The sequence below is a fragment of the Bifidobacterium pseudocatenulatum DSM 20438 = JCM 1200 = LMG 10505 genome, assembly GCF_001025215.1.
Lineage (GTDB): Bacteria > Actinomycetota > Actinomycetes > Actinomycetales > Bifidobacteriaceae > Bifidobacterium > Bifidobacterium pseudocatenulatum.
The window spans coordinates 1,241,970-1,266,453 of the sequence record NZ_AP012330.1 but is presented as its reverse complement, the minus strand read 5'-3'; the positions used below and the strand labels follow the sequence as shown (position 1 = coordinate 1,266,453).

The window sequence follows — 24,484 nt, the reverse complement described above, 5'->3', positions numbered from 1 at the left end:
CATGCCAATGGTTGACATTGATTGGCTCAAGGACCATGTCGAGGTTCCGGAAGGCCTTACGTACGAACAGCTTGCCAAAGATCTGGTGAAGGTCGGTCTCGAAGAGGAAGAGATCCACACCTCCCAGCTGGTCGGTCCGATCGTCGTCGGCTACGTGGTCGACGCCACTCCGGAACCGCAGAAGAACGGCAAGATCATCAACTGGTGCCACGTTGACGTCGGCGACGAATACAACGAGACCGATGAGAACGGCAACAAGGTGCCGCGCGGCATCATCTGCGGCGCGCCGAACATGGCTGCCGGCGAAAAGGTCGTCGTAACGCTTCCTGGCGCTGTGCTGCCGGGCGATTTCAAGATCGAACCGCGCAAGACCTACGGCCATATCTCCAACGGCATGTGCGCTTCCGAACGCGAGCTTGGATTGGGTGATAGCCATGACGGCATCATCCTGCTTCGCAAGTACGGCTTCACCCCGGAAGAGTATGAGAAGCTCCAGCCGGGCGACGACGCCATGCACCTGCTGCACTTGGACGAGCCGCTGCTGGAGATCAACATCACTCCGGATCGCGGCTACGCGTTCTCATACCGTGGCGTGTCTCGCGAATACCATCATTCCACCGGTGCGGCCTACACCGATCCGGCTGTCGCCCTGAACGAGAAGGCGCCGATCACCAAGGGCCTGCCGGAAGGCACCAAGACCGACATCGAAGTGATCGTCGACGACAATAATCCGATTCACGGTGTGGTTGGATGCGATCGCTATTACGCTCGCGCGGTCAAGGGCTTCGATCCGGCCAGCCATACGCCGAATTGGATGCGTCGCCGCCTGACCCGCGCAGGCATGCGTTCCATCTCCTTGGCAGTGGATGTCACCAACTACGTGATGCTCGACTTGGGACAGCCGATGCATGCCTACGATCTGGATAAGATCGAAGGACCGATCGTGGTGCGTCGCGCCAACGAAGGTGAGAAGCTCACCACGTTGGATGGCAAGGATCACGATTTGAGCGTCGAGGATCTGCTGATCACCGATTCCCCGAATGGCGAACGCGGCTCCCGTGTGCTTGGCATCGCAGGCGTGATGGGCGGCATGTATGGCGAGGTCACTGCCGAAACCAAGAACATCCTGCTGGAATCCGCGCACTTCGATCAGGTGTCGATCGCGCGTTCCGCACGCCGTCACAAGATTCCGTCCGAAGCCTCCCGTCGTTTCGAACGCGGTGTGGACGACCAGCTGCAGCCGGCAGCCGCCCAAATGGCCGCCGAACTGATGGTTAGGTACGGCAATGGCGAGCCGAGCGAGCACCCGACCGACTTCAATACCGTCTCTAACCGCCGTCCGATCCTGTTCAAGGCTTCGGAAGTGGCTCGTGTGGCCGGACTTGACACGGACGTGAACACCATCAGCGACATTCTTACCGACATCGGTTGCTCCGTCGCAGGAGGCGGCAACGGCGAGTTTTCCGTGGCGCCTCCAAGTTGGCGCCCCGACTTGAACGAGCCGTGCGATCTGGTTGAGGAAGTGGCGCGTCTTGTCGGATATGACGAGATTCCCGTCACCGTGCCGCCGGCACCGGTCGAAGGTCAGGTCGGTCTGACTGCTGAGCAGCTGCGCAAGCGCCAGGTTGCCGATGAACTTGCCGAATACGGCATGGTGGAAACGTTGAGCTACCCGTTCGTCGGCGATGAGGATTACAAGAACTTCGCGCTGGACGTCGCTGAGACGAAGAACGTCAGCGTGGAGATCGCCAACCCGCTCGCCGGTGATCGTCCGTTCCTGCGTCGTGACATTATTCCAACGTTGGCACAGACCGTTCAGCGCAATCTACGTCGCGGCGTGGAGAATGTGTCGCTGTATGAGATCGGCCACGTGTATCTGTGGGATCCGAACGCTCCGGCGATTCCGGCACTGCCGGGTGCAGTCAAGCCGACGGACGAGCAGCTTGCCGCGCTTGATGCCGGTCTTCCGGACCAGCCGATGCATGTTGCTGGCATTCTGACCGGCAACGCCGTTGACTCCGGTTGGCTGGGCGAGCGCCGCGCAGTGGATTGGTCTGACGCCGTTGAGGCGGTGCAGCGCATCTCCGACCGTATTGGTGCAGCTCTCACGCTGGATCAGCCGAAGGCTGAAGATGTGCCGGCACAATGGCATCCGGGTCGTGCGGCTCGTGTGATGGCTGGTGACGTATTCGTCGGTATGGTCGGCGAGCTTCACCCGCATGTCAACGAGGTGTTGGGCTTCCCGGCCCATTCCGCGGCCTTCGAGTTGGATTTGACCGCGCTGTTCGCCACGTTGAGCGGCAAGCCGGTGCAGGCCAAGCCGATTTCCACCTTCCCGCCGGTCAAGCAGGATCTGGCCTTTACGGTGTCTACCGATGTCACGGCCGCCGAGCTCAAGCAGGTTATTGTCGATGCCGCTGGAAGCAGCCTCGAAAGCATCGAGCTGTTCGACGTGTACACCGGCGACCAGCTGGGCGAGGACGAAAAGTCTTTGGCCTACGCGGTCACATTCCGCGCTCCGGATAAGACTCTCGCTTCCGAAGACAGCGAAGCCATCCGCAAGCGTATTGTGGATGAAGCGTCCAAGCTTGGTGCGCAGCTGCGCGCCTGATCCCGACCTTCCCAAGAACAGAGGATGATTATGAACGAACCGGAGCAGTATCAGCCGACCAACACCGACGAACGTCAGGAGACGGCTGATGCTGCTCCGGTTTCGTCATCTTCCGATGCCGCTGCGTCTTCACAGCCGGAGTATGGTCAGATCAATCAACCCGAATATGGTGCGATGAGTAGCCAGCTGCCGGCCGGTTACGATCCATACGTGTATGGTGCGCCTGAACCTGAACCGCAACCTGCGGATGCTGTACAGCAGCAGAATATGCAATACCAAACGGGGCAATACCCTTCAAATGGGCAGCAACCGATGCCTCCGTACAATGCGAACGGACAACGGAATCCATACGGCGCCAACCCGTATGGGCCGAATCCGTATGATCCGAACCAATATCCGCAGCAGGGCAATATGCCCTATCTGCCGAATCTGGATCTCAACGATCCTCGGCAGAATCCCGCATACGGCCATTGGGATGCCTATGCGATCATGTCTCTCGTGCTTGCCGTGCTGATGCCGGTGCCGGTCCTTCCCGCGTTGGTCGGCGCGATTTCGATGTGGCGTACCAAGAAGCTCCATATGAAAGGGTATGGCTTGGCTCTCGCCGCGGTGATCATCAATGTGTTGTACACCTTGGCCGTGATTTGGTTGGCGATGCATGGTCTTTCCGTTGCCGACCTGTATAACGAGACGTTGCAGAATATGCTTGGCGGCGCGGGATCGGGGCAGGGAGACGAGTCGATCGCTGCCTGATTCGGCGTGTTTTCTAGTCTTTTAATAATTGTCATAGTCTCGCAATGACCACTATGCGACACGAAATGAATGCATAATTATGCAATGTAGTGCATAAAGTGTATGCTGAATGTGTTTTCAGTGAGTCAATGGAAAGAGGCGTGACATGGCCAAATACACAGTAGCCGTGGCCGGCGCGACAGGGTATGCGGGAGGCGAGGCCCTCCGTATCCTCGCGGCCCATCCAAATTTCGAAGTGACGTGCGTGGCCGGGCATTCATCCGTTGGGGACAAGCTTGGCAAGCATATGCCACATATTCCGCAGCTTGCCGACCTTGTGGTGGAAGACACCACTCCGGAGGTACTGAACGGGCATGACGTGATCATCCTTGCGCTGCCTCATGGGGCATCCGGTGCATTGGCTTCCCAGCTTGATCCGAATGCCGTGGTGGTGGATTTGGGAGCCGACCATAGGCTTGAGGAAAAAACCGCATGGGATGAGTTCTACGGCGGCGACTTCTATGAGCACTGGACTTACGGCATGCCTGAGCTCATTACCGGCATATCCGAAGATGGTTCTTACCAGCACCAGCGTGAGGTGATTCCAGGAACCAAGCGTATTGCCGGTCCAGGATGCAATGTGACCGCAACCACATTGGCGCTGCAGCCGGGCATTGCCCAAGGGCTTGTTGAACCGGCGGATATTGTTGCCGATCTGGTGGTCGGCTACTCCGGCGCAGGGAAGAATCTGAAGCGCGTCAATTTGCTTGCAGCTGAGGCATTCGGTTCCGCATTACCGTATTCTGTCGGCGGTACTCATCGTCATATTCCTGAGATTTTGCAGAACTTCGCCCATGCTGCAGGAAAGAACGCATCCGCGGCAAACGAGTTCACGCTGGGATTCACCCCGATTCTTGTGCCAATGGCCCGTGGCATTCTCGCTTCGGTTTCCGCCAAACTAACCGATACAGCATTGAATATGTCAGATGCTGAAATCAGGCAGGTTTGGACTGACGCATATGCGGATCAGGATTTCATGATTGTTTTACCGGAAGGCGTCATGCCGGCCACCGCCAATATCATCGGATCGAACGCGGCCCATATTCAGGTGGCCATCGACCGTAAGGCGGGGCGTTTGCTGGCCTTCGCGGCAATTGACAATCTCAACCGCGGCACGGCCGGACAGGCGGTGCAGTCGTTGAACGTAGCACTGGGACTTCCTGAAGATGCAGGCCTGACAAAGATTGGAGTGGCGCCATGAGCGTAACGTTTGCGCAAGGTTTTTCCGCGGCTGGCGTGGAAGCCGGTATTTCCGCAGTCGAAGGTAAGAAGGATCTGGCTCTTGTGGTCAATAACGGTCCGCTGGATATGGCTGCCGGAGTGTTCACTTCGAACCGTTTCTGCGCAGCTCCCGTGCAGTGGACGCGCAAGATCGTGGCCGACGGTCATGTGAAAGCCGTCATCCTTAATTCCGGAGGCGCAAACGCATGCACCGGCCAGCCGGGATATGAGCAGTCCAAGGCCACGGCCCAAAAGGTCGCGGCGCTTGTAGGTGCCAAAGACAGCGATATCGCGGTCTGCTCCACGGGCCTGATCGGTGAGCTTCTGCCTCTTGACCATGTGCTTTCTGGCGCAGACAAAGCGTTCGCGGCCCTTGCCGATACCGCTCAGGCCGGTGCGGATGCGTCCCATGCCATCATGACCACCGACACCAAGCCGAAAACCGTTGAACTTGAAGGGTCCAATGGGTTCCGTGTCGGCGGCATGGTCAAAGGGTCAGGCATGATCGCGCCTCAGCTGGCCACCATGCTGTGCGTGATCACCACGGATGCCGTGGTAAGCGCGGGACAGCTTCAGGCAGCTCTGAACACTGGAGTGGAAATGTCGTTCAACCGCATTGACGTTGACGGTTGCATGTCCACTAACGACACCGTGCTTTTGCTTGCGTCTGGAGCATCCGGTATCGAACCGGATCCCGACGAGTTCAACGAGCTTGTGGCGCAGGCGACTGCCTCCTTGGCGCGTCAGATTGTCGGAGACGGTGAAGGCGCGAGCCATGACATCCGTGTCAAGGTGACCGGCGCCACCACGGAAGATGCGGCGCTTGCTTGCGGTCGTGCGGTAGCGGCATCCAATTTGCTGAAATGCGCCATCTTCGGCAATGATCCGAACTGGGGTCGTATCGTCAGCTCGCTGGGTACCGTGCCGCCGGAAGTCGCTCCCTACGATTCCAATAAAGTCACGGTCGACGTCAATGGCGTGCGTATCTGTGAGAACGGCGGAGCCGGACGCGACCGATCCGAAGTCGACATGACTCCGCGCGAGGTGCACATCGACATCGATCTGCATGCGGGAAATGCGGAAGCAACTGTCTGGACCGACGATTTGACCCACGAATACGTACACATTAATGCAGATTACGAAAGCTGATTGAACGGTAATGACCAAGGAACTCAAAGGACCTGGATTCCATTTTGACGTGCATACCGATTTGCGCGCCGACCAAAAGGCGGAAGTGCTGATTGAGGCACTGCCATGGCTTGAGGAATTCGCCGGACAGCGCATCGTCATCAAATATGGCGGCAATGCGATGATCGACGATCATCTCAAAGCCTGTTTCGCTGAAGATATGGTGTTTCTGCGACAGGTCGGCTTGCATCCGGTTGTGGTGCATGGCGGAGGCCCGCAGATCTCGCACATGCTTAAGGCTTTGGGCATTAAGTCGGAATTCAAGGGAGGTCTGAGGGTCACCACGCCGGAGGCCATGGATGTGGTGCGTATGGTTTTGACGGGCAAGGTTTCCCGTGAACTTGTCGGGTTGATCAACGCCCATGGTCCGTTCGCGGTCGGTCTTTCCGGCGAGGATGGTGCGCTGTTTTCCGCCATGCAGCGCAAGCCGATCATCGATGGATCGCCAACCGATATTGGTTTGGTCGGCGACGTGGTGAGCGTCGACGCATCCGCGGTTGAGGACCTGATCAATGCCGGACGCATTCCTGTTGTTTCCTCGGTGGCTCCAAATGAGGATGATGCTACCGAAGTGTTGAATGTGAATGCCGATTCCGCGGCTGCGGCGCTTGCGGCCGCTCTTGGAGCCAGCAAGCTGGTCGTGCTGACCGATGTGGATGGCCTGTACGCCGATTGGCCGGACAGGGATTCTCTGATTGGTCGCATCGGCGTGGAGAACCTACGCGACATGTTGCCGGATCTGGAGAGCGGCATGCGCCCCAAGATGGAAGCCTGCGTCAGAGCCATCGATGGAGGCGTGCCACGCGCCCACATCATCGACGGACGCAAACCGCATTCCATCCTGAATGAGATTTTCACCACAGACGGCATTGGAACCATGGTCGTTCCCGAAGACGGTATTGAAATGAGGAGTTCGTATGGCAACTGAACAGTTGGAAAACCTCGGCAGCGAGGACGCCAAGTGGCTGGGGGAGTACTCCCGGGTGCACATGAACGTGTTCGGTACTCCGCTGCGTGTTATGGATCATGGCGAAGGCGCGCACATCTGGGACATCGATGGCAATGAATACCTCGATTTCCTTGCGGGCATCGCGGTGAACGCGCTCGGATACGCCCACCCGAAATGGGTGAAGGCCGTCAGCGAGCAGGCAGCCAAAGCCGCTCATGTGAGCAACTACTTCGCCACGGAACCGCAGATTGAACTGGCGTCGAAGCTCATTGAGCTTGCCGGCGCCCCCGAGGGATCTCATGTGTATTTCGGCAACTCCGGAGCGGAAGGCAACGAGGCAGCACTGAAACTCGCCAAACTGTATGGCCGCACCTTGCCGGGCGCATCGCCTGCCATTGGAGGCAAACCGGCGCGTATCATCGCCATGACCCATGGCTTCCATGGACGTACCATGGGCGCGTTGTCCGCAACGTGGAAGCCCACCATCCGAGAAGCGTTCGAACCGCTGGTTCCCAATATCGAATTCGTCGAAGCCGGTGACGAGACCGCATTGCATGACGCGTTTGCCGAAACCGGTCCCGGCAAATATGGCAAAGGTCCTGTCGCAGCCGTCATCATGGAGCTGATCCAAGGTGAGGCCGGCGTGCGTCCGCTCGGCGCCGACTACGTGAAGAAGGCCCGTCAGATGTGCGACGACAACAACGCGTTGCTCATCATCGATGAGGTCCAGACAGGCATCGGACGCACCGGATCCTGGTTCGCATTCCAGCGTGAGGATCTTGCGGGCGGAGTGGTTCCGGATATTGTGACCTTCGCCAAGGGCGTTGCAGGCGGTTTCCCGATGGGTGGCATGATCTCCTTCGGCGCCAAGCTTTCCGCGCTGTTCACCCCAGGATCCCACGGCTCCACCTTTGCGGGCAATCCTCTCGGAGCGGCCGCCGCGATGGCCACGTTGGAGACCATTGAGGAAGACGGTCTCGTGGCCAACGCTGAGGCGCGTGGCCAGCAATTGCGTGACGGCATCATGGCTTGCGTCAATCCGCTCTTCGTCTCCGTGCGTGGACGTGGATTGCTTGACGCGGTCGAACTTGCCCATCCATGCGCGCATGCGGCGATGAATTGGGCGTTGGAACACGGTTTGATCGTCAACGCGGTGGCGCCGGATGCGCTTCGTCTTGCCCCTCCGCTGGTGGTGACCGAACAGGACATCGATCAGGCCATCTCCATCCTCGCGAAGATTCCAACTGATCTTCCCAACGACTGAACATAGCCGGCAATCAAAGCAGACTGGATATTTTGAAAGGAGCCAACAATGGCAACTCCTGAACTGCGCCACATGTTGCGCGATGACGATCTCAACCATGAAGAGCAGAAGCAAGTGCTCGAACTCGCCATCAAATTCCACAACGACCGTTTCTACCATCAGCCGTTCGCCGGACCGCAAGGCATCGCGGTGATCTTTGACAAGCCGAGCACCCGAACCCGTTCCAGCTTCTCCATTGGCGTTGCCGAACTGGGCGGCTATCCGCTGGTCATCGACAAGTCCGGATCCCAGCTGGGCCGTGGCGAACCGGTGGCAGACACCGCACGTGTGCTTGACCGCATGGCCTACGGCGTGGTGTGGCGCACCTTTGGCCAGGATCGTGTGGAGGAAATGGCCAAGTATTCCACCCATCCGGTGGTGAACGCTCTGACGGATGAATTCCATCCCTGCCAGATTCTTGCCGACTTCCAGACCATTGCCGAGCATCGTGGTGGCGTCGACAATCTGAAAAACCAGACCATCGCCTACCTCGGCGACGCGGCCAACAACATGTCGAACTCCTATCTGCTTGGTGGCGCCGTGGCCGGCATGAACGTGCGTGTCGCAGGGCCGAACGGCTATCTGCCGGATCCGCAGATCGTTGCCGATGCCGAAGCCATCGCATCCGAAACCGGCGGTTCCGTGTTGGTGACCACCGATCCGAAGGAAGCGGTCGCCGGCGCCGACTGCGTGTTCACCGACACATGGGTTTCCATGGGCGAAGAATCGGAATACGCCATCCGTTCCAAGCCGTTCTGGGATTATCAGGTGAACGCCGAACTCATGTCTTATGCCAAGGAAGACGCCATCTTCCAGCATTGCCTGCCGGCATACCGTGGCAAGGAAGTCACCTCCGAAGTCATCGACGGGCCACAGTCCGTGGTTTGGGATGAGGCCGGTAACCGCCTGCATGCGCAGAAGGCACTGCTGACTTGGCTTGCCGGCAAGGCCCGCGGAGATGAAAGCCTGCTGGCCTGATGACGGACCAAACACCTGCGCTGCAACGTCCTGCCACACGGGCCGCTCGATTGAGCGCCATCGAGCAGGCGTTGCTGACGCGCATCGTCACCTCGCAGTCGCAGCTGTCCCAGATTCTCGCGGATCAGGGCATCGAAGTGACCCAGGCCACCCTGAGCCGCGATCTTGACGAGATCCATGCCACCAAAACCCGTTTGGCTGACGGAACCGTGGCCTATGCGCTGGGCAGACAGCCGGAGGAAAGCGCGTCGGCCAATCCTGATGCAAAAACGGAACAGCAGATGAATCGTGTGCTTTCGGGACTGGTCACTTCGGTCGCGGCGGCTAGGAATCTGGTGGTGGTCCACACGCCGTCTGGCGCGGCCCAGTATGTGGCAAGTGTGATCGACAAGCAGCCCATCGATGGAGTGCTCGGCACCATTGCCGGGGACGATACCGTCATGGTGATTTGCGCCGATGACGATTATGCGAAACAGCGTGCGCAATGGCTGTTGGACGTCGTGTCCAAAGGCTGAATAGCCATATAGTGGACACGACGCACCGTATATGCATAAATATACAGAGCATTGCATATACTGATGAATAACGTTTGATGTTAGAAAGGGAAACCATGAGCGATCAAAATCGTCTCGTTCTGGCGTACTCCGGTGGTCTGGATACCTCCGTCGCCATTTCATATCTGAAGGAACGCACCGGCAAGGATGTCGTGGCCGTATCCCTCGACGTCGGCCAGGGTGGCGAAAGCCTCGAAACCATCAAGCAGCGCGCGCTTGCCTGCGGTGCCGTTGAAGCGTATGTGGTAGACGCCCGCGACGAGTTCGCCAATGAGTACTGCATGAAGGCGCTGAAAGCCAACGCCCTATATGAGGGTGTGTATCCGCTGGTTTCCGCCATTTCCCGCCCGCTCATCTCCAAGCATCTTGTGCGCGCCGCCCACCAGTTCGGCGCCGACACCATCTCCCATGGCTGCACCGGCAAGGGCAACGACCAGGTCCGTTTCGAGGTGTCCATCTCCTCCATTGATCCGACACTGAAGGCCATCAGCCCGATCCGCGACCTGTCGCTGACCCGCGACGTCGAGATCGCATTCGCCAAGGAGCACAAGCTTCCGATCGTGCAGACCGAGAAGAGCCCGTTCTCCATCGACCAGAACGTGTGGGGCCGCGCCATTGAAACCGGCTTCCTTGAGGATCCGTGGAATGGCCCGACCAAGGACTGCTACTCCTATACCGACGATCCGGCATTCCCGCCAGTCGAAGATGAGGTCGTCATCGAATTCAAGCAGGGCATTCCTGTCAAGATCGACGGTCACGACGTCACCCCGCTGCAGGCCATCGAAGAGATGAACCGTCGCGCAGGCGCACAGGGCATCGGCCGTATCGATCTGATCGAGGACCGTCTGGTCGGCATCAAGTCCCGTGAGCTGTACGAGGCTCCTGGTGCTATCGCACTGATCACCGCCCACCAGGAACTCGAGAACTGCTGCCTCGAACGCGAGCAGCACCGCATCAAGCGCGATATCGACAAGCGCTGGGCCGAACTCGTCTACGATGCGCAGTGGTTCTCCCCGGCAACGCAGTCCCTGAACGCCTTCATCGAAGACACCCAGAAGTACGTTTCCGGCGAAATCCGCATGATCCTGCATGGCGGACGCGCCGTCGTGACCGGTCGTCGTTCCGACACCTCGCTGTATGACTACAATCTGGCCACCTACGATTCCGGCGACAGCTTCGATCAGAAGTCGTCCAACGGCTTCATCGACATCTACGGTCTGCCGAGCCGTGTGGCCGCAGCCCGCGACGTCAAGTTCGGCAATGGCATCGAGGTTCCGGAAAACAGCGTCGAGTAAGCGAGTTTTTTACGCCGAATCGTCTTGATAATGGGGGAGAGCGTACCGTTAGGACCATCCTGACTGGTATCCTCTCCCTCAGTCATATCTGCAAGGAGAATGAAGTAACAATGACCGAGAGCACAACCAATGGTGAACACCTCGCCCTGTGGGGCGGCCGGTTCAAGTCCGGCCCGTCTCCGGAACTCGCGCGACTGAGCAAGTCCACCCAATTCGATTGGCGTCTTGCCGACGACGACATCGCAGGCTCACGAGCCCACGCCCGTGCGCTCGGACGTGCGGGACTATTGACCGCCGACGAGCTGCAGCGAATGGAAGACGCTCTCGACGAGCTGCAGCGCCGTGTCGATTCCGGTGCGTTCGCTCCGATCGAAGACGATGAGGACGAAGCCACCGCATTGGAACGTGGACTGCTGCAGATCGCCGGAGACGAGCTTGGAGGCAAGCTCCGCGCCGGCCGCTCCCGCAACGACCAGATCGCCGCGCTGATCCGCATGTGGCTCCGTCGCCACAGCCGCGTCATCGCCAAAATGCTGCTCGGCCTTGCCGCAACACTGACCGAACAGGCCGAAAAGGCCGGACGCACCGTCATGCCGGGGCGTACCCACATGCAGCACGCCCAGCCGGTGCTGCTCGCACACCAGCTCATGGCCCACGTGTGGCCGCTGCTGCGCGATGTGGAACGTCTTGCCGATTGGGACAAGCGCATCGATGCAAGCCCGTATGGTTCCGGCGCCCTCGCCGGCAACACCCTCGGCTTGGAGCCGGTGGCCGTGGCCCGCGAACTCGGCTTCTCCAAGGTAACCGCGAACTCCATCGACGGCACCGCCAGTCGTGATCTGGTCGCCGAATTCGCTTTCATCGCAGCCATGGCAGGCGTCGACATCAGCCGACTGTCTGAAGAAATCATCATCTGGAACACCCAGGAGTTCGCGTTCGTGCGCCTTGACGACGCCTATTCCACCGGCTCGTCCATCATGCCGCAGAAGAAGAACCCGGATATTGCGGAACTTGCACGAGGCAAGTCCGGCCGTCTCATCGGCGATCTGGCTGGTCTTCTCACCACGCTGAAGGGCCTGCCCACCGCTTATGCACGTGATCTTCAGGAAGACAAGGAAGCCGTGTTCGACCAGGTCGACACGCTGGAAGTGCTCCTTCCCGCGTTCACCGGCATGGTCGGCACCATGGTCTTCAACAAGGAACGCCTCGAAGCGGAAGCGCCGACCGGTTTCGCCCTCGCCACCGACATCGCCGAATGGCTGGTGAAGAACGGTGTGCCGTTCCGCCACGCGCACGAGCTTTCCGGTGCATGCGTGAAGATCGCCGAAGACCGCGGCCAGGAACTGTGGGACCTGGCCGACGATGACTTCATCGAGGTCTTCAAGGAATTCCTTCCGGCCGACAAGGCTCCCGAAGTGCGCGAAGTGCTATCCACCGAAGGTTCTGTTTCCGCCCGCAATGGCAAGGGAGGCACGTCTCCGCTGCGCGTGCGCGAGCAGATCGTTTCCGCGAAAACCGCCATCGAACAGCTGCGTGCCTTCGCCAACTCCGTCAGCGACGGCCCGGCATACAAGACGCCGGAATCATTGCTCAAATAATTACAGCAACAGTACATAGCAAAGGCAAAGCGGTGCCACTGACACGAACGCAGATACAGCAGCTTGTTCGACTTCACGGCCAGGAGATACTGTGCCATGAGCATATGCAGATCGAAAGAGTCTGTTACCAGCATGGCGTGGTCACCACGTTTGCTCATTCCATCCGTGTGGCCTGTCTGGCCGTATGGATCGCTGACAGGCTGCGCTTATGGCATAGGGTGGATTTGCATTCGTTGATTCGCGCCGCTTTGCTGCACGATTATTTTCTTTACGACTGGCATGCGCATGATGGCGGCCGTCATCGTATGCATGGTTTCACCCATGGTGGCACCGCCATGCGCAATGCCGTGCGCGATTTCCATCTCAATAGAGTGGAACGTGACAGCATCGAGAATCATATGTTTCCTTTGACGCCGATACCGCCTCGGTATCTTGAAGGGTATTTGGTGACTGTCGCGGATAAGATCAGCGCCACACGGGAAACGGTCAGTCTTGAGCGCTTCTACAAGCCGAAAGTCAATATGCATACAAGTGGAAAGTGACGGCGCGAAAGCATGCTCATGCTGGAATACCTGTTCTTATGGTTCCTGTTCTATTCATTTGCCGGATGGGTATATGAATCGATTCTCGTGTCCGTTTCGGAACGTCGCTTGGTGAATCGTGGCTTCCTGAATGGTCCCATCTGCCCGATCTACGGTTGCGGAGCCGTTCTTGCGATTGTGCTGCTGCATGATCTGCATAATCCCTTCGCGGTTTTTCTCATTTCTTCAATCGGTGCATGCATGCTTGAATATGTCACGTCATGGGGCATGGAAAAGCTATTCCACGCACGATGGTGGGATTACAGTCATCGCCGATTCAACATTCAAGGGCGCATTTGCTTGCTTGGAGCGATTGTGTTCGGTCTGCTGGGTGTGCTCATCACCGATGTGATACAGCCTGAAGTGAATCGCATTACACAGATGATTCCTTTGCCAGTAGTGCACTGGATGTGCGTGATTTTCATGGCGTTTATCGTCGCGGATACCATTATTACAGTGCTTGGCATCATCGATTTGGCCGACAATCTTGCGAAGTTCAGCGAAACCGTGCAGGCATATGCGGAGAAAGCCGGTGATTCCCTGCAATGGGGCAAAGACATTTTCCGAGACAAATTCCGCGACAAGGTGCAAGACAAGGTCCAGGATTGGTCGGACTCCTCGCAGGAGATTCTTGCCAATATGCAGGCCACTGCCGCATCTATCCTGAACAAGCAGCAGCGTCGTATGATTAACGCATTCCCGCGTTTGCGTTTCACGGATTCCATCAAATACAGCAAGATCATCGAAACTCTGCACGAAATGCTGCGTCGCAAATAATCGCGCAATAAGCAACGGCATGAAATCGCCTGCCGCTCGAAAGAACGACAGGCGATTTTATTATTGTTTGCGATATGCGATTTGCATGACAATCACGCTATGACAGTCCATCGGATCGTTTACGGATTTCGTATGGAGTGGGCGCTTCCAGCGACGTGTCCGATCCCTTGTAGTCGGTGATGCCCGCACCGACATTCGGATGTTGCGCGGAATACACTTGGTCGGCGCAATACAGCACGAGCAGCACGGCGGCCACGATGCCAAGCTTTCGCGCATCGATTCTGCTGAGCAGGTTGTCGAGGGCCGGAGCCAGCAGATATACGATGGTCAATCCGCCAAGGCCGAACGTCAATAATCCTTCGGCGCAGATACGGCCGTTGATATTTAGAAAGTATCCGGTGTAATCCCACCAGCGTTGACCATCATGCGTCATCTCCAGATACCACGATGAGAAGTATTCCAAGCAGCCGCACAGCACCATAGCCGCGACGAATTCAAGCGCTGGCTTTTCGCGCAGCTTTTTGAGCAGAACCAGAATGATCACTCCGCCGGTGCCATAGATGGGCAGCCAAGGGCCATGCAGCGTGCCACGGTTCACGAACATGTCTTCGGAAATAAATGCGAGACCTACCTCCCACACCCAGCCGACGAAGCAAAAGATGAAGAACATCATGATCAGATTGACCAGTGAGTAGCTGCGGTCGGCGCTGATGGTACGTGATTCACGGAATTTGAACGGCATCGGAGCAGGCGCAAGACGCCCCGGATAAATGGAGCCATTCAGAATATTCTCGCCGATCTGCATCTGGTGAAGATCCTCACGATACTCTTCATAGCGGTTCACTGCGCTGGCATGCAGAATGCGGATGCCAAGCCACTCAGAAAGAAATCCTGTGAATCCATGCGGCTTGGGCGCTGGAACAAGATTCTGTTCCAGCTGTGCTACGGATTGGGCGACATCGGCGTACGTGGTATGGAGCGTCTGCGGGTCGGCCTTGAAGTACAGGTATTCGTCGTTGAGCATCTCACTGCCTGCAATGCCGGTAGTCTTGGCCATCGAACGCACGTACACATAGTATTCCGCGAAGAACGCGGCATTGTAGCCATTGGAATAGAAGATGCCGCTCAAGCCGAAGGTGATAAGGTTGAGCAGGTACCAGCCGAGGAACGAGCAGTCCGCCACGAAGCATTCCCATTTATGCCCTTTCATCATGCGTCGGGACAAGCGAATGGCGTCCAAAGCCTCGATATTCGGATTCTCCGCAACGATGTACGGCACCATACGGTAGGAATATTGCTTGATGAAGAAGCCGACGATGGTGAGACTCCAAAGGAACAGGAACACGTTTTCCACAAACATGGTCCATGCCATGCGCGGCCATTTGCGCGTGTGAATGGGGTAGAAGAAGCGACTTGCCGGAAGCTTGTTATAGGAACGTCCTTCCAACAGCATACGTGCCATGACGATGCGGTATGTTTCTTGAATGAACAGCCAGACGAAAATGTAGACGGCCAGCGAGAGTATTACCGGCACGGCGATGGAGACGCCGCCGTTATGGGTGACGGAATTAATGGCGTCGGCCACGGCGATCACCATCGAGCCGGATGCAAACGAGTTGAGCAGGGACGCGATTACTCCGCGGCGACGGCCGAACGTGGCATCGGTATCGTTGTTGACGATCTGCTCTTGGTTTTGCTTGACCTTTTCACGGGCATCGTTTTCATTGCCTACGGCAAGATCCTGCAATACGTCATACATGTCGTTGGATTGCGTGGAATCCTCCGTTTGCGGGGTGCTGATCGAAATGTTGGTGCTGACCGAGAGCGTCGATGAAGTGTACGCAACACCGAACACCGAAGCGAACAGGCAAATGGCGACTATCATCCAATAATGTTTTCTCTGGGCTTTCTTAGCCGCAACCTTCATGCCTTTGCGGTCCATGCAGGTATCTCCCTTCTTGATATGGGGATGCTCCTTCTAACTTTACCTGTATGCACGATGGTTGGTGGATGATGGGGAAACACCGCGTGCGCCTGTCTTCATCTTCTGCGAAACTGTAGGGTGCGTAAAACGCAGTATCATCCGCAATTCAATAGGGAGAAAACACAGCTATGGCTCACGTCATCGATTTCAAGGAGGCCGGTTTCGAGTCCGTCCTCGATGAACTGGAATGGCGCGGGTTGATTTCCCAGTCCACTGACAGGGATCGACTCGCCGAAGCGTTGAACGGAGATCCCATTTCCTATTATTGCGGTTTCGATCCGACCGCTGCCTCTCTGCATATCGGCAATCTGGTGCAGCTCATCAACATGCGTCACCTTCAGGCAGCAGGCCATCATCCGATTGCCCTGGTCGGCGGCGCCACCGGCTTGATCGGCGATCCTCGCCAATCGGGCGAACGTACGCTCAATCCGAAAGACGTCGTGGCTGGTTGGGCCGAGCGTCTGAAGGCGCAGATCGGCGGCATTCTCGAAGTGGAAGGCAGCAATCCGGTCCGTTTCGTGTCCAATTACGATTGGATCGCCTCCATGAACGTCATCGACTTCCTGCGTGACGTCGGCAAGAACTTCCGTTTGGGTACCATGCTCGCCAAAGACACCGTTGCCCGTCGGCTGAATTCTGAAGATGGCATTTCATTCACCGAGTTCAGCTACCAGGTGCTGCAGGGCAACGACTTCCTGCACCTGTTCGACGAATACCATTGCGTGCTTGAGCTTGGCGGATCCGACCAGTGGGGCAACCTCACGTCCGGTCTTGACCTGATCCACAAGGTACGTGGCGTGGATGTGAACGTGTTCACCAGCCCGATTATCACCGACGCTCAGGGTAAGAAGTTCGGCAAGTCCGAAGGCAACGCCGTCTGGCTTGACGGCACTATGCTGAGCCCGTACAAGTTCTACCAGTTCTGGTTCAACCGCCCTGACAGCGAGATGGAGAACCTGCTGAAGGTGTTCACGTTCTTGCCGAAGGCGGAGATCGAACGTCTTGTGGAGGAAAGCAAGACCAATCCGGGCGCGCGTGAGGCGCAACGCACCTTGGCTTGGGAGGTCACCAGCCTGGTTCATGGTGAGGAAGCCACCCGACAGGCCATCGAGGCCGCCGGTGCGCTGTTCGGCCGTGGCGGCGATCTTGCGGGCGTTGACGAGTCCACGCTCGAAGCTGCTCTTGACGGCGTGAAGATCGACGGCGAGTTCGCCAAGGCCGCGGTGGGCGACCGTGTGGCGGAAGCCGGCATGAAGGCCGGACTGTTCAAGTCGATTTCCGAAGCGCGCAAGACGATTAAGGCTGGCGGCGTGTATCTGAACAACGCCCGTGTTAAAGACGAAGAGCAGGTTTTGAACGAAAATGACTTCCTGCATGGACGTTTCGCATTGATTCGTCGCGGCAAGAAGGCCCTCGGCGTCGTCGAAAACGTGTGAGGCAATCGCGAGCGGCGTAAACAAACGTAAGCAAAGAACAAACGAAGACCATTTTCAAGGAATACAAGGAATATAAGGAACAGCATGGCAGAAGAACAGCGCGGATCGCGCGGCAAGTCCTACGGCAACCACAAGTCCTACGGCTCGGGCAAGCCGGGCGATCGCGGCGGCAAGGGATTCAAGCCGCGTGGCAATGGCGGCAAGTCCTACGGCCACAAGTCCGGCGGCTTCCACAACGACGATCATAAGGGCGGATACCGCAAGGGCAATGGCGGCAATTTCCACCGCGACCGCGATTTCCGTCGTGACGGTGAGGGGGAAGGCCAGGAGCGTCGCTTCCATAACGGTCCGCGCAAGTTCAACCGTGACGGCGAGCGTCGTGACGATCATCGCGATTATCGTGGCGGTCGTGGAGACAATCCTCGCTATCAGCGCGATGGCGAGCGTTCCGGTTTCCGTCGTGACGATCGACGTGACGGAAACCGTAAAGACTTCCACCGTGACGGCGACCGTCGTAACTTCCGTCGTGAAGATGGCGACCGTCGTAACTTCCACCGCGATAATGATCGCCGTGATTTCCATCGTGATGGTGATCGTCGTAACTTCCGTCGTGACGACCACCGTGGCAATGATCGTCGTGATGGCGGACGCCGTAATTTCCGTGATGGCGATCGTAAGGATTTCCGTCGTGACGATCAGCGCCGTGACTTCCACAAGGATCGCGACCAGCAGCAGGGCGAGGAGCGTCGTGAGTTCACCCGCGAAGAGAAGATGGCCTACCGTGAGGAGAAGCGTGGCGAGTACATGGCCAAGCCGCGCCGCAATTCCGATGGCACGGTGAGCTTCCCCTCGCAGAACCCGTACACGCATCGTCGTCCTGATGAGCCGAAGATGCCGAAGGGCATCGAATGGCGTATGCTCACCACCGACGATCGCGAACGCCTGCGTGGCCTGTCGAAGGAACATGCGGAAAACATTGGTCTGCACATTCTTGCCGCGTACACGCTTGAGGAGAGCAACCCGGAGCTGGCCCTCGAACATGCCAAGTGGGTGGCCCGCCAGGCTTCCCGCATCGATTTCGCCCGCGAGACACTCGCCTTCGTGGCATACCGTCAGGGTGATTACAAGCTTGCCTTGCGTGAGTTCCGCACCGCGTTCCGTATGAACGGTTTCCTGGATTATCTGCCGTTCATCGCCGACTGCGAGCGTGGCGTGGGCGAGCCGAAGAAGGCCATCGAAGTGGCTGTGAGCGACGACGCCAAGTATCTGCGCGGTGAAGCCAAGGCTGAAATGTTCTTGGTGTACGCTGGCGCTCTGGGCGATCTGAAGATGTGGGACAAGGCCATCGAGATCGTGCACACGCTGGGCCGTTCCAAGGGATTGGCCGGCGAATACCGCATGCGTGCGGTGCAGGCCGAACAGTATTTCCTTGAAGAGGCCGGCCGTACCGATGAGGCCATCGCATTGGATCGTCTGCTCGACAAGCTCGAACTGCAGTACGCCGATGTTGAGGATGATGAGACTTCCGACGATCTGGTTGTCGAATACGACATGCAGGAGCTGAACGACGAACTCATGGACGTGCTTGGCATTTCCGAAGATGACGCGCAGTACGCTCCGGAAGACCCTGAGAATGAGGAAGACGAATCCGAAGCCATCGACGAGAACGGCGAAACCAACGACGAAACCCAGCTTGAGGCCGAAGAGACGGAAGCAGGCGCGGAATCCGATGACGAGCCGGCAGAAGCTGACGATGCTGCGGAAGATGACGCCGATGATGACGGTGAGGCTGAAGAGGCCGAAGAGTCTTCGGATGCTTCTTCCGAATCCTCCGAAGATAACAAGTGAGGTGACGTGGCCCGCATGCTGAAGTCCACGAATCAGCCGCTCAGCGAAGCATACTCGCTGGCACTGCTTGATCTTGACGGCGTGGTCTACCGTGGTAAGAACCCGGTGGAACATGCTGCCAAGAATATCCGCAAGGCCGAATCCTTGGGCATGGCGGTGGAATACACCACCAACAATTCGTCCCGACTTCAGGCCGTGGTGGCAGACCAGCTGAAGGGGTTCGATTTGGATGTCGAATCCTGGCAGGTCATCACCTCGTCGGTTGTCGCCGCGCGCATGGTGGCACGTGCCGTGCCTGAAGGTTCGAAGGTTTTCGTGCTTGGCGCCCAGCATCTGCGTGAGGAAGTGGCCAAGCAAGGTCTTGAAGTCGTCGATTCCGCAGAAGCGCAGCCGGTCGCCGCCATCCAAGGATGGTATCCCGACATGTCTTGGAACGAAATGGCCCAAATCGCCTATGCCGTTGAGCATGGCGCGACCTATTTCGTGACCAATCGTGATCTGACCATTCCTCGTGAGCTTGGCATCGCGCCGGGATGCGGTTCCATGATCATGGCGGTGATCAATGCCACCGGTGTGGAACCGGTTTCGTCCGCAGGCAAGCCGGAATCCGCCATGTATGACGAGGCGCGCATTCTCGCAGCCCATGATGATGGCGAGCCGGTGGACAAGGAACAGTGCCTCGCCATCGGCGACCGTCTCGACACCGATATCGAGGCGGGCAATCGGGGCGGGTACGATTCCCTTGCGGTGTTGACCGGCGTCACCGATCCGCGCGAACTCATGTTCGCTCCGGCGTATCTTCGCCCGACCTACATCGCCAAAGATCTGCGGGGCTTGAACGAGCCCGCTCCTGAAGTGGTGCATGATGAGGGCGCATGGCTGTGCCGCGATGCGAAGGCCCGCGTTGACGGCGACCGCCTGTATGTCACCGACATCACCAGCGTCGACGGGTTGCGTGCCGCATGCTGCGCCATGTGGGCCGCGGCCGACAGCGGGCGAGATGTGAGTGGCGTGATCGTTCCGGAATTCCGTATTTCCTAACGAACAATTCGTACCGATTATTGGAAAACCATTGCGAAACAGTGATTCCACTCAGGTTGTTCGTCTTGACGTTGCGTTGTTGGAACGTGGTCTGACCGACAGTCGTTCCAAGGCGCAACGTCTGATCGCGGATGGCAAAGTCAGTGTGAACGGTGTCACCGTCACCAAAGCATCGGCGAAAGTCGGTGGTGATGACGTCATCGCCGCCGATAGGGGAGACGGCTACGTTTCCCGTGGCGCATACAAGCTTGTCGGCGCGTTCGAACGGTTCGCCGACGTCGGATTGCGTTCCGCGCAAGGATTACGTTGCTTGGATATCGGCGCGTCCACCGGCGGTTTCTGCGACGTGCTATTGCGCAATGATGCCGCGCAGGTCATCGCTTTGGATGTCGGCCATGGGCAATTGGATCCGAAAATCGCGCATGACGACCGTATTATCGAAATGAGCGGCGTCAATATTCGCGACGTGTATGCGGAGGATTTGCCGTATCGTCCGGAAATGATTGTTTCCGACGTATCGTTTATTTCGCTGACATATGTGATTCCGGTGATCGCAAGAATCGCCGCACCGCAGGCGCAGATCGTGCTGCTGGTCAAACCGCAGTTCGAGGTCGGCAAAGGCAACCTTGGGAAAAACGGGATTGTCGAAAGCCAGGAATTACGCGAACAGGCGCTGTCCTCCGTCGTGGCATGCGCGGAACGCAACGGGCTTGACGTGCGCGCCACAACAGTATCTCCCATTGAAGGCACGCATGGCAATATCGAATATCTGCTGTACGCGGTCATGCAGTGAAACAGCGACCGGTTGAGAGAACCGTGTCTGCAGTGTAATCAAGGCAAATAAGATAAGTAAAAAAAACCGGAAATCATGATTATGAAATTCCGGATTTTTCCATATGGAAAGAGCGTGTCAGCTGCGTAGGAACCGGTCGATTTGATTCTGCTTGCCCATGATGATGAGTTCGTCGTTGCGGTGCATGATGAGCTCTTTCGAACCGTATTCGAATTCCTTGCCCGGCGATTTGATGCCGACCACGGTAATGCCGAAGCGTTCATGCACGCGAGCGTCTTCGATGGTGTAGCCGACCACATGCGCGGGGGTATGGATTTTGACGACGTTGTATGCGCCTTCAAGCTCGATGTAGTCAAGATAGTTGCCGGACACAAGATGTCCGACGCGTTTGCCGGCGTCGGTTTCCGCGTTGATGATGTGGCGTGCGCCGATGCGTTGCAGAATGCGGGCGTGTTCCTTCGACACGGACTTGGCCCAAATGTCGGAGATGCCGGCGTCGAGCAGATTACCGGCGGTAATGACGGAAGCTTCGACGCTGTCGCCGATAGCCACGACGGCCGTGTCGAAATCGGATGCGTTGATCTGCTCCAACGCCATCACATCGGTCATGTCGGCCTGCACGGTGGGAATCTGCGAAGACCAACGGTTCACCAGTTCGCCGTCTTTGTCGACGGCGAGCACATCCTGGCCCATCATGTCGAGCGTGGTGGCCACAGAGCTGCCAAAACGCCCCAAACCAACTACGAGAACGCTTCTGGTGTTGTTGGCCATGATGTTATGCACCTTTCGAAATTCCATCTTCAAAAATCTATATTCATGTGTGATTGCAGGCAACTGCAAGTATATGAAGCCGTATCGTCAGCCGACCACGATCTGCTCGGTGGGGTAGCGGACGGCCTCGAGATTGTGTGGACGCGAAATCGCGTAGGCGATGGTGAGCGGTCCGAGCCGCCCGATGAACATGGTTGCGGCGAGAATGTATAGCACCGTGGGGCTGCTTTCACTGGCTACGCCCACCGAGTAGCCACCCAGTCCGAACGCGGAGCAGGTATCGAACAGTGCGTCGCACAGCGAGCAGCCGGTGATGATCATCAGCGCCATCGACACCACGGTGACCAGCATGAGACATGCCGTGCTTACGGCCACGGCGGTCATAACCGCCTGCGTGTGGATGCGGCGGTGGAATGCGTTGATGTCGTGGCGTCCGGTGAATGCGGCACGACAGGTCAGCAGGGTCACCGCGAACGTGGTGACGCGGATGCCGCCTGCGGTCGAGGTGCTGCCACCGCCGATGAACATGACGATGGACAGGAACACTTTGGTTGCGTCGCTGACGCCTGGCATCCACGACAGGTCAAATCCGGAGCTTCGTGGCATGACGGCCGCGACCATGGCGTGCCAGAGGCGCGGCTCGATGCCGTTTCCGGCGAACAGCAGCTTGTTGTTCCATTCCATCAGCAGGAACCACGTGAACGAGGCGATCACAATGCAGAACGTGGTGGTCAGTGTGAGCTTGGTGTGCAGGCTCCAACGCTTCGGAGGACGACGCATACGCCAGGAACGCATCAGGTTCAGCAATACCGGGAAGCCAAGGGTTCCGCAGAAAGCACTGGCTAGGATCGGCAGGCCGACCGCCCAGTTGTTGACATGCAGACCGGCGCCGTCGGGGGTGAAGCCGGCGTTGTTGTACGCCATGACCGCGAAGAACAACGATTCCCACAATGTGTGGCGCACATTACCGTGGTTGACCTTGTAGAGGCCGGGGAACAATGCGACGAATGTGATGCCTTCGATGACGAATGCGGTGGTGATGACTACGGTGAGCACGCCTTTGATTTCACCGAGCTTCGTAGTGCCGAGTTCGTTGGCGGTCAGCATGCGCTGCGTGGCCTTGAGATGGTGGTTCACGGCCAATGCGATCAAGGAGGCGAACGTCATGACGCCAAGGCCACCCATCTGCACGGCGAAGATGAGCACGCCTTGGCCGAAGGTGGTCCAATGCGTGGTGGAGTTGACGATGGAGATTCCGCATGTGGAAATGGCGGATACTGCGGTGAAGAACGCGGTGGTGAACGTGGTGGTTTCGTCTTTCGGCGTGGCAATGGGCGTCATCAGCAACGTAGTGGACAACGCCGCGAGCGTCAGAAAGTAGAAGATGGTCAGACGGCCTGGATGGTTGACGAGTCGGCGCGTGAGGCCGCGCTTGCGTGGCTTGCGGTCTTCCGCCATGGCCTTCTCGAAAGTATCTCCCGAGAACCACCATGCGTAGCCATGTGAGGCCTCACGATTGGAGGAGGACTCGTCAAAGACGAGGTTTGACATGCCGTTCCTCTCTCCTTTTCTTACGATGTTCGGTCTTCGTTCCTGTGAGCTATTGTAAGCATATGTGCGACTAACAGGCTATTTGACGGCTGACATTCCTGATTCGTGGCTTGCATCGGAGACGGATTTGAGGCGTGTTCGCGGGTTTTGGCATGTTTTCGACGCGCATTGCCGGTTTTCGTTCATTTGTTCGATTACACTGGAGGTCGGTGACGTCTTCATGGGCGTTTTCCATAGGGCGTTTCCTTTTGCTGGAAAGGGATTAACGATGTTCGGTACCCGTCATGCGGTGGTGGTGACGCATAGTCGTCTGAGGGAGAGTGGCACGGTGGTTGAGGAGGCTGTCGGGCAGCTGACCCAGGCCGGTTTCGAAGTGTCGATCATTGACAATATCGAGGCGCCGGATTTCGGCAAGCAGCCGCCGGTGGTTTCCGAACGCACTGAGATCGTGGTGGTGCTCGGCGGGGATGGCACCATTCTTCGAGCGGCTGAACTGGTGCACTGCACCAGTGTGCCGATTCTTGGCGTGAACTTGGGACATGTCGGCTTTTTGGCGGAGTTTGAAAGCTTCCAGATGAGTGAGGCGATCCGCAGGGTTGCCGAGCATGATTATTCCATTGACGAACGCATGATTGCGCATGTCGATGTGTGGCTGCCGGGAGCAAGCGAGCCGATTGAGGATTGGGCGTTGAATGACATCACGTTGGAGCGTGCAGACCGTGGCAAAATGGTCGAACTGTCGATTCGTGTGGATGATGTGGAAATGAGCTCCTTCGGCTGCGATGGCGTGATCGTGTCGACTCCGACCGGCTCAACCGCATACGCGTTCTCCGCCGGAGGACCGATCATGTGGCCGAACGTGAAGGCGTTGCAGTTGGTGCCGTTGGCCGCCCACGCCCTGTTCGCTCGCCCATTGATTATTGGCTCCGGTTCCACATTCGCCATTGATATCCTTGAGGATTCCACGTCGGATGGTTGGATCTGCTGCGATGGCCGTCGCCAATGCGCGTTGCCGCGGGGCACTAGGGTTGAGGTGCGCGAATCGAAGAGCACATTGCGCCTGGCCCGTCTTTCCGGCGTGCCGTTCACGAATCGTCTGGTCACGAAATTCGATCTTCCTGTTGTCGGTTGGCGCGAGCAGGCGCGTAAAACCGGGGGAGTGCATCATGGGCATGTGTTTCCGGAAGATAAAGAAACGAACGAGTAAAAACAC

General features: G+C 57.7%; 20 protein-coding genes. 17 read left to right on the top strand and 3 right to left on the bottom strand.

The features are described from left to right. Position 1: 1 nt before the first annotated feature. From pheT to BBPC_RS05280, 12 genes are all read left to right on the top strand, one after another. Positions 2–2,611, top strand: coding sequence for a phenylalanine--tRNA ligase subunit beta (gene pheT / locus BBPC_RS05335; protein ID WP_117793509.1), 2,610 nt, complete (start codon positions 2–4; stop codon positions 2,609–2,611). A 24-nt stretch (positions 2,612–2,635) separates the two neighbouring features. Beyond that, complete coding sequence (locus BBPC_RS05330; protein WP_004222369.1) at positions 2,636–3,364, top strand: DUF4190 domain-containing protein; 729 nt, start codon at positions 2,636–2,638, stop codon at positions 3,362–3,364. Positions 3,365–3,509: 145 nt separating this feature from the next. After that, complete coding sequence (argC, locus tag BBPC_RS05325; protein ID WP_004222366.1) at positions 3,510–4,604, top strand: N-acetyl-gamma-glutamyl-phosphate reductase; 1,095 nt, start codon at positions 3,510–3,512, stop codon at positions 4,602–4,604. Next, positions 4,601–5,773: a bifunctional glutamate N-acetyltransferase/amino-acid acetyltransferase ArgJ gene (gene argJ / locus BBPC_RS05320; protein WP_004222363.1), complete on the top strand. Its 1,173-nt coding sequence runs from the start codon at positions 4,601–4,603 to the stop codon at positions 5,771–5,773. Before argC ends, argJ begins: the two co-directional genes overlap by 4 nt. Before the next feature lie 10 nt (positions 5,774–5,783). After that, positions 5,784–6,740: an acetylglutamate kinase gene (argB, locus tag BBPC_RS05315; RefSeq protein WP_004222361.1), complete on the top strand. Its 957-nt coding sequence runs from the start codon at positions 5,784–5,786 to the stop codon at positions 6,738–6,740. Then, complete coding sequence (locus tag BBPC_RS05310; protein ID WP_033524037.1) at positions 6,730–8,025, top strand: acetylornithine transaminase; 1,296 nt, start codon at positions 6,730–6,732, stop codon at positions 8,023–8,025. Before argB ends, BBPC_RS05310 begins: the two co-directional genes overlap by 11 nt. A gap of 48 nt (positions 8,026–8,073) precedes the next feature. Further along, positions 8,074–9,042: an ornithine carbamoyltransferase gene (gene argF / locus BBPC_RS05305; RefSeq protein ID WP_004222352.1), complete on the top strand. Its 969-nt coding sequence runs from the start codon at positions 8,074–8,076 to the stop codon at positions 9,040–9,042. Further along, positions 9,042–9,557 (top strand): arginine repressor, encoded by a 516-nt coding sequence (argR, locus tag BBPC_RS05300; protein ID WP_004222349.1) that lies wholly within the window; start codon positions 9,042–9,044, stop codon positions 9,555–9,557. The genes argF and argR overlap by 1 nt, the downstream gene beginning before the upstream one ends. A gap of 77 nt (positions 9,558–9,634) precedes the next feature. Beyond that, positions 9,635–10,891: an argininosuccinate synthase gene (locus BBPC_RS05295; protein WP_003810287.1), complete on the top strand. Its 1,257-nt coding sequence runs from the start codon at positions 9,635–9,637 to the stop codon at positions 10,889–10,891. A gap of 110 nt (positions 10,892–11,001) precedes the next feature. Continuing rightward, complete coding sequence (gene argH, locus BBPC_RS05290; protein ID WP_003810286.1) at positions 11,002–12,489, top strand: argininosuccinate lyase; 1,488 nt, start codon at positions 11,002–11,004, stop codon at positions 12,487–12,489. A 32-nt stretch (positions 12,490–12,521) separates the two neighbouring features. Next, positions 12,522–13,031 carry an HD domain-containing protein gene (locus BBPC_RS05285; RefSeq protein WP_003810285.1) on the top strand — a complete coding sequence of 170 codons (510 nt, stop codon included), beginning with the start codon at positions 12,522–12,524 and terminating at the stop codon, positions 13,029–13,031. Between the two features lie 12 nt (positions 13,032–13,043). Continuing rightward, on the top strand, positions 13,044–13,847 hold the full coding sequence (locus BBPC_RS05280; RefSeq protein WP_003810284.1) for a putative ABC transporter permease: 804 nt from the start codon (positions 13,044–13,046) through the stop codon (positions 13,845–13,847). Between the two features lie 97 nt (positions 13,848–13,944). On the opposite strand, the gene BBPC_RS05275 is transcribed toward BBPC_RS05280, so the two are convergent. After that, entirely contained in the window at positions 13,945–15,789 is a 1,845-nt protein-coding gene (locus BBPC_RS05275) for a DUF975 family protein (RefSeq protein WP_004222342.1), read from the bottom strand. A 170-nt stretch (positions 15,790–15,959) separates the two neighbouring features. Here BBPC_RS05275 and tyrS point away from each other — a divergent pair, with 170 nt between their 5' ends. The 4 genes from tyrS (at position 15,960) to BBPC_RS05255 (ending at position 20,949) form a co-directional block, all read left to right on the top strand. Next, positions 15,960–17,267, top strand: coding sequence for a tyrosine--tRNA ligase (gene tyrS / locus BBPC_RS05270; protein WP_004222339.1), 1,308 nt, complete (start codon positions 15,960–15,962; stop codon positions 17,265–17,267). A gap of 84 nt (positions 17,268–17,351) precedes the next feature. Next, on the top strand, positions 17,352–19,115 hold the full coding sequence (locus tag BBPC_RS09980) for a tetratricopeptide repeat protein (protein WP_033524036.1): 1,764 nt from the start codon (positions 17,352–17,354) through the stop codon (positions 19,113–19,115). Positions 19,116–19,130: 15 nt separating this feature from the next. Then, entirely contained in the window at positions 19,131–20,156 is a 1,026-nt protein-coding gene (locus BBPC_RS05260) for an HAD-IIA family hydrolase (RefSeq protein ID WP_004222333.1), read from the top strand. A 31-nt stretch (positions 20,157–20,187) separates the two neighbouring features. Then, positions 20,188–20,949, top strand: a complete 762-nt coding sequence (locus BBPC_RS05255) for a TlyA family RNA methyltransferase (protein WP_004222330.1) — start codon at positions 20,188–20,190, stop codon at positions 20,947–20,949. Between the two features lie 117 nt (positions 20,950–21,066). Here the strand turns inward: BBPC_RS05255 and BBPC_RS05250 are convergent, their stop codons facing one another. Further along, complete coding sequence (locus BBPC_RS05250; RefSeq protein ID WP_022245237.1) at positions 21,067–21,720, bottom strand: potassium channel family protein; 654 nt, start codon at positions 21,718–21,720, stop codon at positions 21,067–21,069. Positions 21,721–21,807: 87 nt separating this feature from the next. Next, complete coding sequence (locus BBPC_RS05245; protein WP_003810276.1) at positions 21,808–23,271, bottom strand: potassium transporter TrkG; 1,464 nt, start codon at positions 23,269–23,271, stop codon at positions 21,808–21,810. A 268-nt stretch (positions 23,272–23,539) separates the two neighbouring features. Here BBPC_RS05245 and BBPC_RS05240 point away from each other — a divergent pair, with 268 nt between their 5' ends. Next, positions 23,540–24,478 (top strand): NAD kinase, encoded by a 939-nt coding sequence (locus BBPC_RS05240; RefSeq protein WP_033524035.1) that lies wholly within the window; start codon positions 23,540–23,542, stop codon positions 24,476–24,478. Positions 24,479–24,484 lie beyond the last annotated feature (6 nt).

What these genes read in the sequence shown, in the direction of transcription:
- argR (WP_004222349.1), top strand. Translation starts at nt 9,042, where the DNA reads ATGACGGACCAAACACCTGCGCTGCAACGTCCTGCCACACGGGCCGCT.
- argB (WP_004222361.1), top strand. Translation starts at nt 5,784, where the DNA reads ATGACCAAGGAACTCAAAGGACCTGGATTCCATTTTGACGTGCATACC.
- argC (WP_004222366.1), top strand. Translation starts at nt 3,510, where the DNA reads ATGGCCAAATACACAGTAGCCGTGGCCGGCGCGACAGGGTATGCGGGA.
- BBPC_RS05310 (WP_033524037.1), top strand. Translation starts at nt 6,730, where the DNA reads ATGGCAACTGAACAGTTGGAAAACCTCGGCAGCGAGGACGCCAAGTGG.
- BBPC_RS05295 (WP_003810287.1), top strand. Translation starts at nt 9,635, where the DNA reads ATGTTAGAAAGGGAAACCATGAGCGATCAAAATCGTCTCGTTCTGGCG.
- BBPC_RS05280 (WP_003810284.1), top strand. Translation starts at nt 13,044, where the DNA reads ATGCTCATGCTGGAATACCTGTTCTTATGGTTCCTGTTCTATTCATTT.
- argF (WP_004222352.1), top strand. Translation starts at nt 8,074, where the DNA reads ATGGCAACTCCTGAACTGCGCCACATGTTGCGCGATGACGATCTCAAC.
- BBPC_RS09980 (WP_033524036.1), top strand. Translation starts at nt 17,352, where the DNA reads ATGGCAGAAGAACAGCGCGGATCGCGCGGCAAGTCCTACGGCAACCAC.
- BBPC_RS05260 (WP_004222333.1), top strand. Translation starts at nt 19,131, where the DNA reads ATGCTGAAGTCCACGAATCAGCCGCTCAGCGAAGCATACTCGCTGGCA.
- BBPC_RS05250 (WP_022245237.1), bottom strand. Translation starts at nt 21,720, where the DNA reads ATGGCCAACAACACCAGAAGCGTTCTCGTAGTTGGTTTGGGGCGTTTT.
- argH (WP_003810286.1), top strand. Translation starts at nt 11,002, where the DNA reads ATGACCGAGAGCACAACCAATGGTGAACACCTCGCCCTGTGGGGCGGC.
- tyrS (WP_004222339.1), top strand. Translation starts at nt 15,960, where the DNA reads ATGGCTCACGTCATCGATTTCAAGGAGGCCGGTTTCGAGTCCGTCCTC.
- BBPC_RS05330 (WP_004222369.1), top strand. Translation starts at nt 2,636, where the DNA reads ATGATTATGAACGAACCGGAGCAGTATCAGCCGACCAACACCGACGAA.
- argJ (WP_004222363.1), top strand. Translation starts at nt 4,601, where the DNA reads ATGAGCGTAACGTTTGCGCAAGGTTTTTCCGCGGCTGGCGTGGAAGCC.
- pheT (WP_117793509.1), top strand. Translation starts at nt 2, where the DNA reads ATGCCAATGGTTGACATTGATTGGCTCAAGGACCATGTCGAGGTTCCG.
- BBPC_RS05245 (WP_003810276.1), bottom strand. Translation starts at nt 23,271, where the DNA reads ATGTCAAACCTCGTCTTTGACGAGTCCTCCTCCAATCGTGAGGCCTCA.
- BBPC_RS05240 (WP_033524035.1), top strand. Translation starts at nt 23,540, where the DNA reads ATGTTCGGTACCCGTCATGCGGTGGTGGTGACGCATAGTCGTCTGAGG.
- BBPC_RS05275 (WP_004222342.1), bottom strand. Translation starts at nt 15,789, where the DNA reads ATGGACCGCAAAGGCATGAAGGTTGCGGCTAAGAAAGCCCAGAGAAAA.